This window comes from Micromonospora sp. NPDC047707, from assembly GCF_040704235.1.
In the GTDB taxonomy this organism is placed as follows: Bacteria; Actinomycetota; Actinomycetes; order Mycobacteriales; family Micromonosporaceae; genus Micromonospora.
In genome coordinates this window covers 66,998-82,464 of the sequence record NZ_JBEYSU010000028.1, presented here as the reverse complement: position 1 = coordinate 82,464, position 15,467 = coordinate 66,998, and the positions used below count along the sequence as shown (strand labels likewise).

The window sequence follows — 15,467 nt, the reverse complement described above, 5'->3', positions numbered from 1 at the left end:
AACACCCCCTACAACCCCGACCGGCACCGAGCCCTCCAACACTTGCTCAGCCAAGATCAACCGGCGATGGCTTGACACAGGGCAACTCACGCCGTGACCTCGGTCGCGGTGCGGCGGCGGGCCGCCGGTACGACCAGCGGGGTCCCGGTCTCGGGGTCGTCGATGACGCGGCAGGGCAGCCCGAACACCTCCGCGACGAGGGCGGCCGTCACCACCTCCCGGGGCGGCCCGGCCGCGACCACCCGCCCGTCGCGCATCGCGATCAGGTGGCTGGCGTAGCGCGCGGCGTGGTTCAGGTCGTGGAGCACCGCGACCAGCGTACGGCCCTGCTCCTCGTGCAGCCGTGCGCAGAGGTCCAGGATCTCGATCTGGTGGGCGATGTCCAGATAGGTCGTCGGCTCGTCCAGCAGCAGCAGGGGAGTCTGCTGGGCGAGGGCCATCGCCAGCCACACCCGTTGCCGCTGCCCGCCGGAGAGCTCGTCGACCGCACGGTCGGCGAGGTCCGCGACGCCGGTGGCGGCCATCGACTCGGTGACCACCCGCTCGTCCTCGCGGGACCACTGCCGCAGCAGCCCCTGGTGCGGATAGCGGCCCCGGGCGACCAGCTCGGCGACGCCGATGCCGTCCGGGGCGACCGACGACTGCGGCAGCAGGCCGAGGGTCCGGGCGACGGCCCGGGCCGGTCGCCGCTGGATGTCCTCCCCGTCCAGCAGCACCGCCCCCACGGCCGGCTTGAGCAGCCGCGACAGGGCCCGCAGCAGGGTGGACTTGCCGCACGCGTTCGGGCCGATCACCACGGTGAAGGAGCGGTCGGGGATGTCGACGGTCAGGTCGCGGGCGATGGTCCGCCGCTCGTACGCGAGGGTCATCGCGGTGCCGCGCAACCGGGACTGCATGCTCGGTGCTCCGTTCTCGTTCGGGGCCGTCACCGCCGGCCCGTTCGGGGCCGGCCGGCTCGGGGCCGTCACAGCCGACCGGCCCGGCGCTCGCTGGCGAGTAGCCAGATCAGGTATCCGCCGCCGAGCACCCCGGTCACGACGCCCACCGGCAGTTGGTGGCCGGGGAAGGCGCGCTGCGCCACCTGGTCGGCGGCGACCAGCAGCAGCGCACCGAGGGCGGCCGAGGGCAGCAGGTTCGGCCCCGGCGCGCGGGTGAGCCGCCGGGCCAGGTGCGGCGCGGTGAGGGCGACGAAGTTGACCGGCCCGGCGGCTGCCGCCGCGAGGGACACCAGCAGCACCGCGGTGGCGAGCAGGGCCAGCCGGAGCCGCTGCACCGGGACGCCGAGGGCGCTGGCGGCGTCGTCGCCCATCTCCACCAGCCGCAGCGCCGGCCCGGCGGCGGCCAGCACCGCCGTCCCCAGCACGGCCAGGGCGACCAGCAGTGGTACGGCGTGCGCCCAGCCGCGCCCGTCCAGGCTGCCGGTCAGCCAGAGCACGGCCCGGGCGGCGTCCATCAGCGGGGCGCGGGTGAGCAGCCACCCGTTGACGCCGGTGAGGATCGCGGCGACGCCGATGCCGACGAGGACCAGCCGGTACCCGTGCACGCCGCGGCGCCAGGCGAGCGCGTACACCAGCGCGCCGGTGGCGAGGCCGCTGGCCACCGCGGCGCCGGACAGCATCGCGCTGGTGCCGCCGACGACGACCACGACGAGCGCGCCGGTGGCCGCGCCCTGGGTGAAGCCCAGCAGGTCGGGGCTGCCCAGCGGGTTGCGGACCAGCGACTGGAAGACCGCGCCGGCCAGCGCCAGCGCGGCGCCGACGGCGGCGGCGGTGACCAGGCGGGGCAGCCGCAACTCGTGGACGATGAAGTGCTCGGCCGGCGTGCCGTCGCCGGCCAGGGTGCGCAGCACGTCGGCGGCGCTCATCGGGTAGTCGCCGCTGCCCAGCGCGAGCACGCCCACCACCAGGGTGAGCAGGGCGCAGGTGGCGCCCACGGCGAGGGCGCGGGGGCGCAGGCGCAACGACAGCCCGCCGGGGGTACGCAGGACGATCACGGGTGGGCCACCCGCCCCCGCAGCACCAGCCAGAGGAAGAGCGGCCCGCCGAGCACGGCGGTCACCATGCCGACCTGGAGTTCGCCCGGCCGGCTCAGTACCCGGCCGACCACGTCGGCCCCGAGCAGGAGCACCGGCGCGAGCACCGCGCAGTACGGTAGCAGCCAGCGCAGGTCCGGCCCGGTGAGCGCGCGGACCAGGTGCGGCACGAGCAGCCCGACGAAGACGATCGGCCCGCACGCCGAGGTCGCGGCCCCGCAGAGCAGGGTGACCGCCACGATGACCGCGCCCCGGACCAGGGCGGGCCGCGCGCCGAGCGCGCGGGCGGTGTCGTCGCCGAGCGCGAGCGCGTTGAGCGGGCGGGCGACGGCGAGGGCGACCAGCAGCCCCGCTCCGACGAACGGGGCGACCGTGCCGACGGTGGTGGCGTCGGCGCTCGCGAGGGAACCGACGGTCCAGAACCGCAGCCGTTCCAACGAGGCGGTGTCGAGCAGCATGACGGCGCTCACGTACGAGTAGAGCGTCGCGTTGAGCGCCGCGCCGGCCAGCGCCAGCCGGGCGGGCGTGGCGCCGCGTCCGCCGCCGACCAGGTAGACGGCGGCCGTGACGGCGGCGGCGCCGAGTAGCGCGAACCAGACCTGCCCCCCGACGGTGGCGACGCCGACCAGCGCGGTGCCGGTGGCCACCGCCGCGGAGGCGCCGGCGTTGATGCCGAGCAGGCCGGGATCCGCGAGCGGGTTACGGGTCAGCGCCTGCATGACCGCGCCGGCCACGCCGAGCGCGACGCCGGCGAGCAGGCCGAGCAGCGTACGCGGCAGCCGCATGCGGTGCACCACGGCGTACTCGGCGGCGCCCGGGTCGAGCAGTCCCCGCCACACGTCGGCGAGGGGGAGCGACTTCGCGCCGACCGTGATGCTGAGCACCGCGACGGTGGCGAGCACGAGCGTGGCGGCCACGAGCCCGCCGGCCCGCGCGGCGGCACGGCCACGACGTGACGGCGCGTCCGGGGTGCCCGCCACGAGATCGGACAGTGGTGGATGCGTGACGGACAGGGTGAACTCCGATGTGGTGCGGGAACGCCGGGGCGGGCTTGACAGCGCCTTAGGTTAGGTTAACCTAACCCCCGCTGTCCATGGTCATCGCGACCCCCGACCGAAAGACCTGCCATGTCGCATCCCGTGCCCGCCCGCCGACTCTCCCGTCGCGGCCTGCTCGCCGCCGCCGGCGGCGCCACCCTGGCCGCCCTCCTCGCCGGCTGCGGCCGTGACGACACCGACACCCCGTCCGCCGGCGCGCCCTCCAGCGGGCCGTGGTCGTTCACCGACGACCGCGGCGAGAAGCTCACCGCCGCCGCCCGCCCGACCCGCGTGGTCGCCTTCACCGGCGTGGCCGCCGCCCTGGTCGACTTCGGGCTCGACAAGCAGATCGTCGGCGTCTTCGGCGAGACGAAGCGCGCCGACGGCAGCAAGGACCCGCAGGCCGGCGACCTCAACATCGAGGGCGTCGAGATCCTGGGCAACGTGTGGGGCGAGTTCAACCTGGAGAAGTACGCCGCCCTGCGCCCCGAACTGCTGGTCACCCACATGTACGACCCCGGCGCGCTCTGGTACGTCCCCGACGAGAGCAAGGACAAGATCGTCCCGCTCGCGCCGGTCGCCGCGATCACCACCGCGCGGGTGCCGATGACCAAGCCCATCGAGCGGTACGCGCAGCTCGCCGAGTCCCTCGGCGCCGACCTGTCGGCCGCGAAGGTCACCGACGCCAAGGCCCGCTTCGAGGCCGCCGCCGAATCGGTCCGCCAGGCCGTCAAGGCCAACCCCGGCATCAGGGTGATGGCCTGCTCCGGCAGCCCCGACCTGTTCTACGTGTCCAACCCGAAGGTCAGCACCGACCTCATGTTCTTCGCCGAGCTGGGCGTCGACATCGTGGTGCCCACCAAGCTGGAGGCCGGCGACTACTTCGAGGCGCTCAGCTGGGAGAACGCCGGGAAGTTCCCGGCCGACCTGATCCTGCTGGACAACCGCAGCACCGCGCTCCAACCCAAGGACCTCGCCGCCAAGCCCACCTGGGCCCAGCTGCCCGCCGTCAAGGCCAACCAGGTCACCCCGTGGGACGCCGTGCCCCGCTTCTCGTACGCGGGCGCCGCGCCGCTGCTGGAGAACCTGGCCACCGCCATCAAGGGCGCGAAGAAGCTCGCCGGCTGACCCGGGAACGTCCCGGCCGGTGAGGTCGCCGGCCGGGACACGCCTCCGGATCACAGCTCCCGGTACATGACGTGCAGGCCGACCCGGCCCCGCTCGGGGTGCCGGAAGGCGCCCGGCACCGTGCCCACCACCGCGAAACCCTCCCGCCGGTAGAGGTCGACGGCCCGGGCGTTGCTCTCCACCACCGCGTTGAACTGCATCCCCGCGTACCCCCGCTCGCGGGCCCAGGCCAGCGCGTGCCGGCACAGCGCGGTCCCCACACCCCGGCCCCGGGCCTCCCGGGCGACCATGAAACTCGCCGTCGCGACGTGGTCGCCCGGCCCGGGGCGGTTGGTCCCCATCTTCGCGGTGCCCAGCACCGCGCCGCCGTCCACCGCGACGACGGTCCGTCCCGGCGGCGCCTCCACCCACATCGGGTACGCGGCCTCGGCGGTCAGGCCCGGGTCGTACGCGAAGGTGTCGGCCGCCCGGACCACCTCCGCGACGATCGGCCACACCTGAGCCCAGTCGGCGTCGTCGAACTCCCGGATCCGCATCGGGACGGACGCTAGGCGGCGGGCCGTCGCGGTCGCAAGCGGATTCCTCCCGCTGGGTGCATCCGCGGACACTACCCGGGCCGGCCGCCGTCCGCGTCCCCGTCGGCGGCGGCTCAGCCGGGGCGTACCCCGGTCGGCCGGTGGGTGGGCGTGCCGCTCGCGGCGCCGCCGCCGTCCGCCAGGCGGCTGAGTCCGGGGCGTACCCCGGTCGGCCGGTGGGCCGGGGCGCCGCCGTCGTGGTCGGCGGCCAGCCCGACGGTGGCCGTGGGGCGCAGCGGCGGCGCCGGCATCATCGGCGCGTCCCGGCCGGTGCCGCGACGGCCGTCGCCGTCCGGTGTCGTGGTCTCCTCGTGGTAGTCCTGCTCGACGTTGACCGCCCAGACGTCGTGCCGGGTTCCCCGCGCGATGTTCTCGGCGGTCAGCATCGCCGTCAGCATCGAGTGGTCCTGGTTGTTGTAGCGGTGCATGCCGTTGCGCCCCACCGGATGCACGTTCGGCACCTCGCGGGCCAGCCACTCCCGGATGACGTCGACGTTGCGCTGGTAGCGCTCGTCGTAGACCGGGTACGCCTTCGGCATCCGCACCACGTAGCCGGCCTCGACGACGCCCGGACGCACCAGCCCCAGCGCCTCCAGTTCCGCCGTCGCCGAGGCGATCAGGTCCGCGTCGGGCGTCCGCCACGTCTCGTCGTCCACCGAGACGAAGTACTCCAGGCCGAGGCAGGTGCGGCCGTCCTTCACGAGGTGCGGTGACCAGGAGCCGAAGTTCTGGATCCGGCCCACCTGCACGCCCGGGTCGTGCACGTAGATCCAGTTGTCCGGGAACGAGAACTCCGCCGGGACCACCAGCGCCACGGTGAGGAAGTCCCGGTACCGCAGGTCCTCCGCGGCGGCCCGGACCTCCGGCGGTGGCGCCGGCCGCAGCGCGGCCACCAGCTCGGAGATGGGCATCGAGGAGACGACGTGGTCGGCCGGCTCGGTCCGCCGGCCGCCGGCACCGTCGACGGTGACCGCGACCGCCCGCCGGTGCTCCGGATCCCGGTGTACGGCGGTGACCCACGTGCCGGTGGCCACCCGGCCGCCGCGCCGCCGGACCTCCTCGGCGCAGCGCTCCCACATCATTCCGGGACCCAGCTTCGGGTACTGGAACTCCTCGATGAGGCTGGCCACATCCTTGCGGTTGCGCTTCGGGAGCACCGCGTTGCGGACGGCCTTGGCCAGTGACAGGTTCTTGATCCGCTGCGCCGCCCAGTCGGCCTGCAGGCGGTCGGCCGGCATACCCCAGACCTTCTCGGTGTACGTCTTGAAGAAGATCGAGTACAGCCGCCAGCCGAACCGGGCCGACACCCACCCCTCGAAGTGCGACTGGTCGCGCGGCGGCCGCAGGCGGGCCCGCGCGTACGAGCCCATGCACCGGGCGGCCTCCCACAGCCCCAGGTTCCGCAGGGCGTTGGCGGCGCTCAGCGGGTAGTCGTAGAGCGCTCCCCGGTAGTAGATCCGGCTCATCCGGGGCCGGAGCAGGAAGTCCTCGTCGGGGAGGATCTCGTGCCAGAAGTCCTCGACCCGGGACACCTTCGTGAAGAAGCGGTGCCCGCCGATGTCGAAGCGCCACCCGTCCCGCTCCACGGTCCGGCTGATCCCGCCGACCACCTCGTCGGCCTCGAACACCCGCACCGGGGCGCCCCAGCGGAGCAGCTCGTACGCGGCGGTCAGCCCCGCCGGACCCGCACCGATCACCACGGTGCCGTTCTCGTCGCCCATACGCCCGCGCCTCCGTACCCCGTCGGCACCCCGTCGACACCGACGGCCGGCCGCTTACCCGGCCCGGCGGCGATGTCACCTGCCGACCGCAGGTGTCGACGGCCCCGGACGGGGTACGCGGCACCGTTCGTGGTGGGGACGGTCGGGGGACGGATGGTCGACGGGGGGCGGGTACGCGGACTGCTCGCGCGGGTGCCCGCCCCCTGGCCGTACGTGCTCGCGGTCTTCGTCGGCACGAAGGTCGTCCTGAGCCTGGTCGGCGTGGTCGCGCTCGCCGCCTTCGACGAGATCCCGTGGTCGCCGCCGCCGGACGAGGCGGTGATGCGCCAGCAGCAGCGGGAGGTCTCACCGCACCGGTGGCTCTCGCTCTGGTTCGCCTGGGACTCGTTCCTCTACGACCACCTGGCCCGCCAGAAGCTCGACGAGCCGTGGCGGGACTTCGGTTTCCCCCTGCTGTACCCGTTCCTCGCCCGGCCGCTCGCCCCGCTGCTCGGCGGCGACACCGCGCTGGCGCTGCTGCTCGTCGCCAACGCGGCCCTCGTTGGCATGCTGTACTACGCCCACCGGCTCGGCGAGCGGCTGCTCGGCGACGGCACCGACGGCACCGACCGCAGCGGCGCCGGCGACAACGGCGGCGACGCGGCGGCCCGGCGGTTCGTCCGCTACCTGGTGCTGTTGCCGGCCGCGTTCCTGTTCCACGCGGCGCTGACCGAGTCGCTCTTCCTCTGCCTCGCCCTGGCCACCTTCCACTACGCGGAGCACCGGCGCTGGCTGCTGGTCGGGGTGATCGGCTTCTTCCTGGCGCTGAGCCGCTCGGCCGGGTTCTTCGTCGTCGTCCCGCTGGCCCTGGTGCTGCTCCGCCAGCACCGCTACCGGCTCGACCCGCGCTCGCTCTGGACCTACCTGCGCACCGGCTGGCCGCTGCTGCTGGTGCCCGCCGGTTGGCTCACCTTCATGGCGTTCTGCCGGTGGCAGGGCGGCGACTGGTTCGCCTACAAGCACACCCAGGAGGAGGGGTGGGGCATCCGCGTGCAGAACCCGCTCGGCGTGCTCTGGCACGGCCTCACCGGAACGGCACCGCGCGACGCCCTGCGGGTCTGGATCGCCGTCGTGGTCCTGGCCGTCCTGGTCGCGGGCGCCCGCCGGCTCGGGCTGCCCTACCTGGTGTACGGCGTGATGATGGTGCTGGTGCCGGTGTCCATGGGCCCACCGGTCTACAAGAGCCTGCTGCGCTACCTGATCGCGGTCTTCCCGGTGGCCCTGGTGCTCGCCAGCTGGACCCGGCGGGTCACCGTCGACGTCTGGTTGACCGCCGCCCTCGCCCTGCTCCAGGGTGCGCTGTTCGTCGCCTGGCTGGCGTACTGGACGCACTTCATCATCTGACCGGGCCCGCGCTGTCGCGGCGGACCAGTTCGGCCGCGAGCACCTCGACCCGGGGGGCCGGGCCGCCCGCGTCCAGCGCCAGCGACATCGCCCGTGCGCCCATCTCCACCAGCGGCAGCCGGACCGTCGTCAGGGCCGGGGTGACGTCCCGGGCGATCGGCATGTCGTCGAAGCCGGTCACCGTCACCTCCCGCGGCACCGCCACGGAACGCGCGCGCAGGGCGGCGAGCGCCCCGATCGCCATCGTGTCGTTGAGCGCCACGATCGCGGTGATCCCCGGCTCCGCGTCGAGCAGGTCACCGGTCGCGGCGACCCCGCCGTCCCGGTCGAACGCCGCGTACCGGATCCGCCGCTCCGGCAGGTCGCGGCCGTGCTCGGCGAGCGCCGCCCGCAGCCCGGCGAGCCGGTCGGTCGTGGTGGTGAGCACCTCGGGGCCGGCGACCACGCCGATCGCCCGGTGCCCCAGCCGGCACAGCTCGGTGCCGAGCAGCCAGCCGCCGGTGCGGTTGTCCGGCATCACCGCGTCACCGGAGTGCTCGTGCCGCCCGATCACGGCCACCCGGCCGCCGGTCGCCTCGTACGCGGCCAGCTTCTCGTTGAGCCGCCGGGTGAACTCCGCGTCGTGGTACCCGGAGCCGGCCAGGATGATCGCCGCCACCTGTTGCCCCCGCAGCAGCTCGACGTACTCCAGCTCCCGGTCCGGGTCGCGGTAGCTGTTGCAGATCATCAGCAGCCGGCCCTGGTCACCGGCGACCCGTTGCAGCCCCCGGGTGACCTCGGCGAAGTACGGGTCCGAGACGTCGTGCACGATCACGCCGACGGCGGTGCGCTGCGGGCGGGCCAGCAACTGGGCGTGCGCGTTCGGGACGTACTGCAACTCGGCGACGGCGCGCAGCACCCGCTCGCGCAGCTCGTCGGTGACCGGCTTGCTGCTGCCGTTGATGACCCGCGACGCGGTGGCGGGGGAGACGCCGGCCCGTCGGGCCACGTCCGACAGGGTCGCCATGACCGCCCCTCTCGCTCCATCGACGGTCCTCTCACGGTACCGGATCTAGGAATGCCGTCGGCCGCGCCGGATCGCCGGCCGGTGGCCGGCGGGTGATCCACCTCCCGGTGTCGATCCGGCGGGGCCCCGGTTCCGCACCCCCAGGACCCGGGCCCACCGGACGGCCCGCCGGCGGGGTCGTCCGGGTCGAGCTGACCGCCCGGGAGTTCGAGATCCTGGTCGTGCTGGCGCGGGCGGCCGGTCGCGTCCACAGTCGACGGCAGATCATCGACGTCGCGTACGGGGCCGACCGGTACGTCTCGGACCGGGCCGTCGACGCGCACATGGTCAACCTCCGGCGCAAGCTGGACGCCGTCACGCCGGGCAGGCCGTACCTGCGGACCGTGCACGGACGGGGTTACCTGCTCGCCGAGCCGCCGTGAACGGCGCGGAATCCTGTCGGTGGGCGTCCCTACTGTGCCCGGCATGGTGATGGTGAGGTTCGTCGACGAGACGACGTCCGGCGCCCGGGACGAGGCGTGGCATCTGGAGATCTTCGAGGAGCGGCTGCCGCTGCGGGAGCTGATCCGCCGGCGCGTCTTCCAGGAGGTGGCCGAGCACAACGCGCGCCAGCCGGAGGTGTTCCGGGGGCTGGTGCAGCCGGGCGGCACCGAGCGCACGCTGAACGGCTACCGGATGCGGGAGCGGCGCCGGGTGGACGCCGACGAGCAGTTCGCGCGGGCGGTGGAGGCGTTCACCCGCAACGGGTTCGTGGTGCTCGTCGACGACCGCCAGGTGGAGGAGCTGGACGTCGAGGTCGACCTGCGGGTCGGCACCGAGGTGTGCTTCCTCAAGCTCGTCCCGCTGGTGGGTGGCTGATGAGCGTCCTGCCGTCCGCCCTGCGCCCAGGCGCCCCCACCGATGAGCGCCTTCGCGCGCAGCTCGACGCCGCGTCCCGGTGTTGGACGTACTGGAGGCTCGACCAGCTCGCCCGACTGTGCCGGGAGGTGCGGCGGGTCGACGGCGAGCTGCCCGGCCACGCCGTTGCGGTGGCCCGCCGCACGGCGCTGGCGACCTACCACGCCAGCGGCCCGCTGCACGACGTTCTGGCCACGGTGGACGCGCCGCTGCTCAGCCCCGGCGAGGCGTGGGCCGACCGGGTGCTCGCCGACCTGCCCGACCTCGGGGCCGGCTGGCCCGAGCTGGTGCGGCACGCCCTGACCGCCACCTCGGCGCGCCCGTCGGCCCGCTGGGAGCGGCAGGCCCGGTCCCTGCTCGATCAGGTGGGGCCGGCCGGGTACCGCGACACGGTGACCGGGTGGCTGGCCCTGGTCGGGCGGCCCCGCACCTTCCCGCTCGACCGGGGAGAGTACGACCCGGACATCGCCCACGCGTACGACCCGTACAACGCCACCGCGCTGCGGGGCCTGGTGTGGCTGCTCGCGCTGGCCGTCGACGGCCCGGCCGACGCCGCCACCGCGCGCACGCTCGGCGGCCTGGTCGAGACGTCGCTGCGCAAGGTCGCCGGCATCGGCCCGCGCAACCCCAAGGTCGCCAACGCCGCGGTGTGGGCGCTGGCCCGGCTGGACGGCGACGACGCCCTGGCCCAGCTCGCCCGCCTCGCCACCCGGGTCACCTACAAGGGCACGCTCAAGGAGTTGACCGCGGCGCTGGACCGGCGCGCCGAGGCCCTCGGCCTGTCCCGGGCCGAGGTGGAGGAGCTCGCCGTGCCGACGTACGGCCTGACCGAGGTGGGCCGCCGGGTGGAGCGGCTCGGCGATGCCGAGGCCGAGCTGACCGTCACCGCCGGATCGGTGTCGCTCACCTGGCGCACCGCCGCCGGCCGGGTGGTGAAGAGCCCGCCGGCGGCCGTCCGCCGCGACCGTCCCGAGGAGCTGCGCGAGCTGAAGGCGGCGGTCAAGGACGTCGAGAAGATGCTGGCCGCCCAGGCCGAGCGCCTCGACCGGCAGGTCCTCGGCCGGCGCAGCTGGCCGTACGCCACGTGGCGCGCCCGCTACCTCGACCATCCGCTGGTCGGCACCCTCGGCCGGCGGCTGATCTGGCTGGTCGACGGCCAGCCGTGCGGGTTCGCCGACGGCGCACTGCGCACCGTCGACGGCGACCCGGTCACGGCGACCGACGGCGCCACCGTGACGCTGTGGCACCCGATCGGGCGGGACGTGGCCGAGGTGCTGGCCTGGCGCGCGTGGCTGGAACGGCACGGCGTCGTGCAGCCGTTCAAGCAGGCCCACCGGGAGGTCTACCTGCTGACCGCAGCCGAGGAACGCACCGGGGTCTACTCGAACCGGTTCGCCGCCCACGTCCTGCGCCAGCACCAGTTCCACGCGCTCGCCGCGGTCCGGGGCTGGCGCAACCGGCTGCGGCTGATGGTTGACGACGACTACCCGCCGGCGACGCGGGAGCTGCCCGAGTGGGGCCTGCGGGCCGAGTTCTGGGTCGAGGGCGCCGGCGACGACTACGGCGTGGACACCAGCGAGTCGGGGGCGTACCTGCGCGTGGTGACCGACCAGGTGCGCTTCTACCCGGTGCACGCCCCGGAGAACCTGGCCCACGCCGGCGGTGGCGGGTACGAGCAGTGGGTGCGCGGCGGCGCCGGTCCGGTCGCGCCGCTGCCGCTGGACCAGGTCCCGCCGCTGGTGCTCAGCGAGGTGATGCGCGACGTCGACCTCTTCGTCGGTGTGGCGAGCGTCGGCAACGACCCGACCTGGTCCGACGGCGGGCCCACCGGCCGGTACCGCGAGTACTGGCACTCGTACGGGTTCGGCGAGCTGTCGGCCACCGCGGAGACCCGCCGTGACCTGCTCGCCCGGCTGGTGCCTCGGCTGGCGGTGGCCGACCGGTGCGAGGTGGACGGCCGCTTCTTGCGAGTCCGGGGTGACCTGCGCGACTACAAGATCCACCTCGGATCGGGCAACATCCTGATGAGCCCCAACGACCAGTACCTGTGCATCGTCCCGAAACAGGCGGTGGAGGCCGGGCCGACCGGCGTCTTCCTTCCCTTCGAGGGCGACCGGATGCTCGGCGTCATCCTCAGCAAGGCGCTGCTGCTCGCCCGGGACACGCAGATCACCGACCCGACCATCACCTCGCAGATCCGGCGGTGACGGCGGGCGGCCGGGGTGGTGTCGGTGGCATCACCCCGGGTGGGGCTGTCCGTGCGAGCAGATAACCCGGCTGCGGCAGCGGCCGATGATCGGCAAGGATGGGAGCCCGCCGCACGGGGAGGTCTTGAGTGTTCACGTTGCCGTTGACCGAGGACGTGGTCCTGCGTCCGCTGGAGCCCTGGCGGGCCGAGGAGTTCCTCGCCCACCTGGACCGGGCCCGGGAGCACATCCGTCCCTGGGTGGGGCCGTCGTTCGTGGCCACCGACCTCGACTCGGCCCGCGCGGTGCTCCAGCGCCACGCCGACCGTCGGGCCCACGACGCCGGCGGCATCTGGGGCCTGTGGGACCGGGGCGTCCTCGTCGGTGGGGTGCTGTTCGTGTCCTTCGACGCCGCCCTCGGGCTCTGCGAGGCGGGGTGCTGGCTGGAGCCGGCGGCCGAGGGGCGGGGGCTGGTCAGCCGGGCGGTCACCCACCTGGTCGACTGGGCCGTCCAGGAACGCGGCATCCAGCGGGTGGAGTGGCGCTGCAACGCGCGCAACGACCGCAGCATCGCCGTGGCCCGCCGGCTCGGGTTCTCCCTCGACGGCACGCTGCGCTCGGTCTACCCGGCGCCGGTGGGCGAGGGGCGGGTCGACATGGAGGTCTGGTCGGTGCTCGCCGACGAGTGGCCGGCGCGCGGGTCAGAGGTGGTCGAGCACCGCGTGCAGTGACCGGGGCGCCCGCTCCGGGCGCAGCGCGTCGACCAGCAGCCGCGCGTACGCCGCCTTGCGCCCCGACCGGGTGCCGATGAACCGGCGCAGTTGCGCCTCGACCGGCCGGCCGCGCTGCGCGGGCTGCCGCTGGAACAGGTCCCACGAGTGCAGGTCACCGACTGCGGTGAGGACCGCCCGGACCCCGTCCACCCCGGCGGCCCGGATCAGTTCGTCCTCCAGGTCGGCGACGCAGACGTGGAAGCCGTACGCCGCCAGGTCGGCTCGGGTGAGGGCGGCGCCGAGTCCGGCGCGGGCCAGGCCGCGCCGGACGAAGCCCTCCTCCGGCGCGTCGTAGAGGCCGGCCAGCCGGAGGCCGAGGCCCGGCGGCCCGAGCGCGTCGAGGAAGTGACCGACGTTCGTCACGCCGCCCATCGGCAGCACGCGGACCCCCTCGGCCGGCAGGTCCCGCCCCACCCGGGCGGCGAGCGTCTCCAGGGCGACGCGGTCGCTGGCGCCCTCGACGAGCACGACCGCGCGGACGGCGTCGTCGAGGGCCGGAACCAGGACATGCGGTGACGTCCCGGCGCGGCCGGGCGGTGACGCCGACACCGGCCCGGGCACGGGCGACCTCCTCATCGCCCGCCATCATCCTGCGGGGGAGGCGGCGCCGCCCAGCGAATTCCGGGCGGAGCCGCCTCCCGGTGCGTCAGGGCAGGGCCTTGAGGAACGGTCCGTGGTTGAGCCGGAACTCCCAGTTGTAGTACCGGTCCCAGTTGATCGACCAGGTCATCAGTCCCCGGAAGTTCGGGTTGGTGCCGCTGCGCGGGGCGTACGAGCCGCAGCTCTGGCCTCGTACCAGGCAGGTGACGGCGGCCTGCACGCCCGCCGGCGCCACGTACCCGTTGCCGGCGCTGACCGACGACGGCGCGCCGAAGGCGACCTGGTCCTCGCGCAGGGCGGGGAAGACGCGGTCCGCGTTGCCGGCGACCGGGAAGCCGGCGAGCAGCATGTCGGTCATCGCGATGTGGAAGTCCGCGCCGCCCATGGTGTGGTACTGGTTGTCGAGCCCGACGATCGGGCCGGAGTTGTAGTCCTGCACGTGCAGCACCGTGAGGTCGTTGCGCAGGGCGTGGATCACCGGCAGGTACGAGCCGGCGCGCGGGTCCTGCCCGCCCCACGGGCCCGGCCCGTAGAACTGGTAGCCGAGCTGGACGAAGAACGTCTCGGGCGCCATGGTGAGCACGAAGTTCGCGCCGTACCGCTGCTTGAGCGCGCGGATCGCGGCGATCAGGTTGACGATCACCGGCGTGGTCGGGTTGCGGAAGTCGGTGTCACCGGCGTTCAGGTAGAGCGAGTGCCCCTCGAAGTCGATGTCGAGGCCGTTCAGGCCGTACCGGTCGATGATCGCCGAGACCGACCGGACGAAGGTGTCCCGGGCGGCGGTCGTGGTGAGCTGGACCTGACCGTTCTGCCCGCCGATGGAGAGCAGCACCTTCTTGCCCTGCTGCTGCTTGGCGCGGATCGCCGCGATGAACTCGGCCTCCGTCTCGACGCCGGGGCACTCGGCCGCCGGGCAGAGCTGGAAGCGGATGTCGCCCGAGGTCACGCTGGTGGGCTCGCCGAAGGCGAGGTTGATGATGTCCCAGTCGGCCGGCACGTCGGCCATCCGCAGGTACCCCGAACCGTTGGCGAAGCTCGCGTGCAGGTAGCCGATCAGAGCGTGTTTCGGCAACCCGCCGGGTGGCGGTGTGGTCGGCGGCGGCGTGGTCGGGGGCGGTGTGGTCGGCGGCGGCGTGGTGGGTGGCGCGGTGGTGGGCGGGGGAGTGGTGGTGGGCGGGCTGGTCGGGCCGCCTCCGCACGGCGCGCCGTTCAGGGTGCAGTCGGTGGGGGAGCCGGGACCGGTGGCGAGGAAGCCGAAGGAGACCGAGGCGCCCGGCGCGACGGTGCCGTTCCAGGACCGGTTCGTGAACGTGTGCCGCCCGCCGGAGCTGCTCACCGTGGCGTCCCAGTACGAGCCGAGGGTGGTGCCGGTGGGCAGGGTGAAGGCGACCTGCCATCCGGTCAGCGTGCTCGTGCCGCCGTTGGTGATCGTGTACTTCCCCTCCCATCCGGTGCCCCAGTCAGAGGTCTTGACGAACGTGGCGGTGGGACCGGCCGCCCGGGCGGGCGCGGCCAGGACCAGCGTGGTGCCGGCGACGGTGACGAGGGCCGCGACGGCGGCCAGCAACAGATTTCGGGCAGGGCGACGCATCCGGACCTCTCGGTACGTGGGGCCGTCGGATCGACGGATGCACAATTATTAGGATTGTTAACTGTAGTTGTCCAGGCTCCGGCATGGACGGTTTCTGTCGTACCCAGACGGCACCATGCATCCATGGCTGTCCCCGCCCTCACCCCTGACGCCGGCCGGCCGCGCTCCGTTCCGCTGCGCGAGGCGCGCACCCGGTTCACGCAGCTCGTCGCCCTGGCCGAGCTGACCGACACCGTCACCCTGCTCACCCGCGACGGCGATCCGCGGCCGGTCGCCGCGATCGTCCCGGCCACCGCCGCCCGCAGCGCCGCGCCGGCCCGCGCCGACGCGGACCGCCTCGCGGCCGTCACCGCCGGCTGGGCCCGCCGGCTCGACGAGGCCCACCGGCGCGGCGCCCAGCGGCACGCCGCCGAGCTGCGAGCCGTGACCACCGCGCTCGCCGAGGTGTGGGCCGAGCTCGACCGGCGGTTCCCGCCGGGCACCGACCCGACGCTCGCCCGGCTGCGCGCCGCCCACGCCGACCTGCTGGCCGGCTGAG

At 74.3% G+C, this 15,467-nt stretch carries 15 protein-coding genes; 7 read left to right on the top strand and 8 right to left on the bottom strand.

Annotation, left to right across the window (positions count from 1 at the left end):
* Positions 1–86: 86 nt before the first annotated feature.
* The 3 genes from AB0873_RS24535 to AB0873_RS24525 all read right to left on the bottom strand — a co-directional run bounded on the left by AB0873_RS24535 (position 87) and on the right by AB0873_RS24525 (position 3,090).
* Positions 87–896 carry an ABC transporter ATP-binding protein gene (locus AB0873_RS24535; RefSeq protein ID WP_366602434.1) on the bottom strand — a complete coding sequence of 270 codons (810 nt, stop codon included), beginning with the start codon at positions 894–896 and terminating at the stop codon, positions 87–89.
* A 68-nt stretch (positions 897–964) separates the two neighbouring features.
* Complete coding sequence (locus AB0873_RS24530; RefSeq protein ID WP_366602432.1) at positions 965–1,993, bottom strand: iron chelate uptake ABC transporter family permease subunit; 1,029 nt, start codon at positions 1,991–1,993, stop codon at positions 965–967.
* Positions 1,990–3,090: an iron chelate uptake ABC transporter family permease subunit gene (locus AB0873_RS24525; protein ID WP_366602438.1), complete on the bottom strand. Its 1,101-nt coding sequence runs from the start codon at positions 3,088–3,090 to the stop codon at positions 1,990–1,992. Before AB0873_RS24525 ends, AB0873_RS24530 begins: the two co-directional genes overlap by 4 nt.
* Before the next feature lie 69 nt (positions 3,091–3,159).
* Here AB0873_RS24525 and AB0873_RS24520 point away from each other — a divergent pair, with 69 nt between their 5' ends.
* Positions 3,160–4,197: an ABC transporter substrate-binding protein gene (locus AB0873_RS24520; protein WP_366602430.1), complete on the top strand. Its 1,038-nt coding sequence runs from the start codon at positions 3,160–3,162 to the stop codon at positions 4,195–4,197.
* 50 nt (positions 4,198–4,247) lie between these two features.
* On the opposite strand, the gene AB0873_RS24515 is transcribed toward AB0873_RS24520, so the two are convergent.
* Entirely contained in the window at positions 4,248–4,733 is a 486-nt protein-coding gene (locus AB0873_RS24515; protein ID WP_366602428.1) for a GNAT family N-acetyltransferase, read from the bottom strand.
* A 113-nt stretch (positions 4,734–4,846) separates the two neighbouring features.
* Positions 4,847–6,493, bottom strand: coding sequence for an NAD(P)/FAD-dependent oxidoreductase (locus AB0873_RS24510; protein WP_366602426.1), 1,647 nt, complete (start codon positions 6,491–6,493; stop codon positions 4,847–4,849).
* A 129-nt stretch (positions 6,494–6,622) separates the two neighbouring features.
* Between AB0873_RS24510 and AB0873_RS24505 the strand changes: the two genes are divergently transcribed.
* A complete protein-coding gene (locus AB0873_RS24505) occupies positions 6,623–7,876 on the top strand; it encodes a hypothetical protein (RefSeq protein ID WP_366602424.1) in 1,254 nt (417 codons plus the stop codon).
* On the opposite strand, the gene AB0873_RS24500 is transcribed toward AB0873_RS24505, so the two are convergent.
* Positions 7,869–8,882: a LacI family DNA-binding transcriptional regulator gene (locus AB0873_RS24500; protein WP_366602422.1), complete on the bottom strand. Its 1,014-nt coding sequence runs from the start codon at positions 8,880–8,882 to the stop codon at positions 7,869–7,871. The genes AB0873_RS24505 and AB0873_RS24500 overlap by 8 nt on opposite strands.
* Before the next feature lie 92 nt (positions 8,883–8,974).
* Between AB0873_RS24500 and AB0873_RS24495 the strand changes: the two genes are divergently transcribed.
* The 4 genes from AB0873_RS24495 (at position 8,975) to AB0873_RS24480 (ending at position 12,696) form a co-directional block, all read left to right on the top strand.
* A complete protein-coding gene (locus tag AB0873_RS24495) occupies positions 8,975–9,304 on the top strand; it encodes a winged helix-turn-helix domain-containing protein (RefSeq protein ID WP_366602420.1) in 330 nt (109 codons plus the stop codon).
* A gap of 43 nt (positions 9,305–9,347) precedes the next feature.
* Complete coding sequence (locus AB0873_RS24490) at positions 9,348–9,740, top strand: hypothetical protein (protein WP_155331802.1); 393 nt, start codon at positions 9,348–9,350, stop codon at positions 9,738–9,740.
* Positions 9,740–11,986 (top strand): DUF4132 domain-containing protein, encoded by a 2,247-nt coding sequence (locus tag AB0873_RS24485; protein WP_366602418.1) that lies wholly within the window; start codon positions 9,740–9,742, stop codon positions 11,984–11,986. The genes AB0873_RS24490 and AB0873_RS24485 overlap by 1 nt, the downstream gene beginning before the upstream one ends.
* A 128-nt stretch (positions 11,987–12,114) precedes the next feature.
* Positions 12,115–12,696, top strand: a complete 582-nt coding sequence (locus tag AB0873_RS24480; protein ID WP_366602416.1) for a GNAT family protein — start codon at positions 12,115–12,117, stop codon at positions 12,694–12,696.
* Here AB0873_RS24480 and AB0873_RS24475 read toward each other — a convergent pair.
* Both AB0873_RS24475 and AB0873_RS24470 read right to left on the bottom strand, forming a co-directional pair.
* Positions 12,667–13,299 (bottom strand): ATP-dependent endonuclease, encoded by a 633-nt coding sequence (locus AB0873_RS24475; protein ID WP_366602414.1) that lies wholly within the window; start codon positions 13,297–13,299, stop codon positions 12,667–12,669. The two genes, AB0873_RS24480 and AB0873_RS24475, sit on opposite strands and share 30 nt — an antisense overlap.
* An 85-nt stretch (positions 13,300–13,384) precedes the next feature.
* The gene (locus tag AB0873_RS24470; protein WP_366602412.1) at positions 13,385–14,929 is read right to left on the bottom strand and encodes a cellulose binding domain-containing protein; all 1,545 of its coding nucleotides are present in this window, start codon (positions 14,927–14,929) and stop codon (positions 13,385–13,387) included.
* Positions 14,930–15,052: 123 nt separating this feature from the next.
* Between AB0873_RS24470 and AB0873_RS24465 the strand changes: the two genes are divergently transcribed.
* A complete protein-coding gene (locus AB0873_RS24465; RefSeq protein ID WP_366602411.1) occupies positions 15,053–15,466 on the top strand; it encodes a type II toxin-antitoxin system Phd/YefM family antitoxin in 414 nt (137 codons plus the stop codon).
* Position 15,467: the final 1 nt, after the last annotated feature.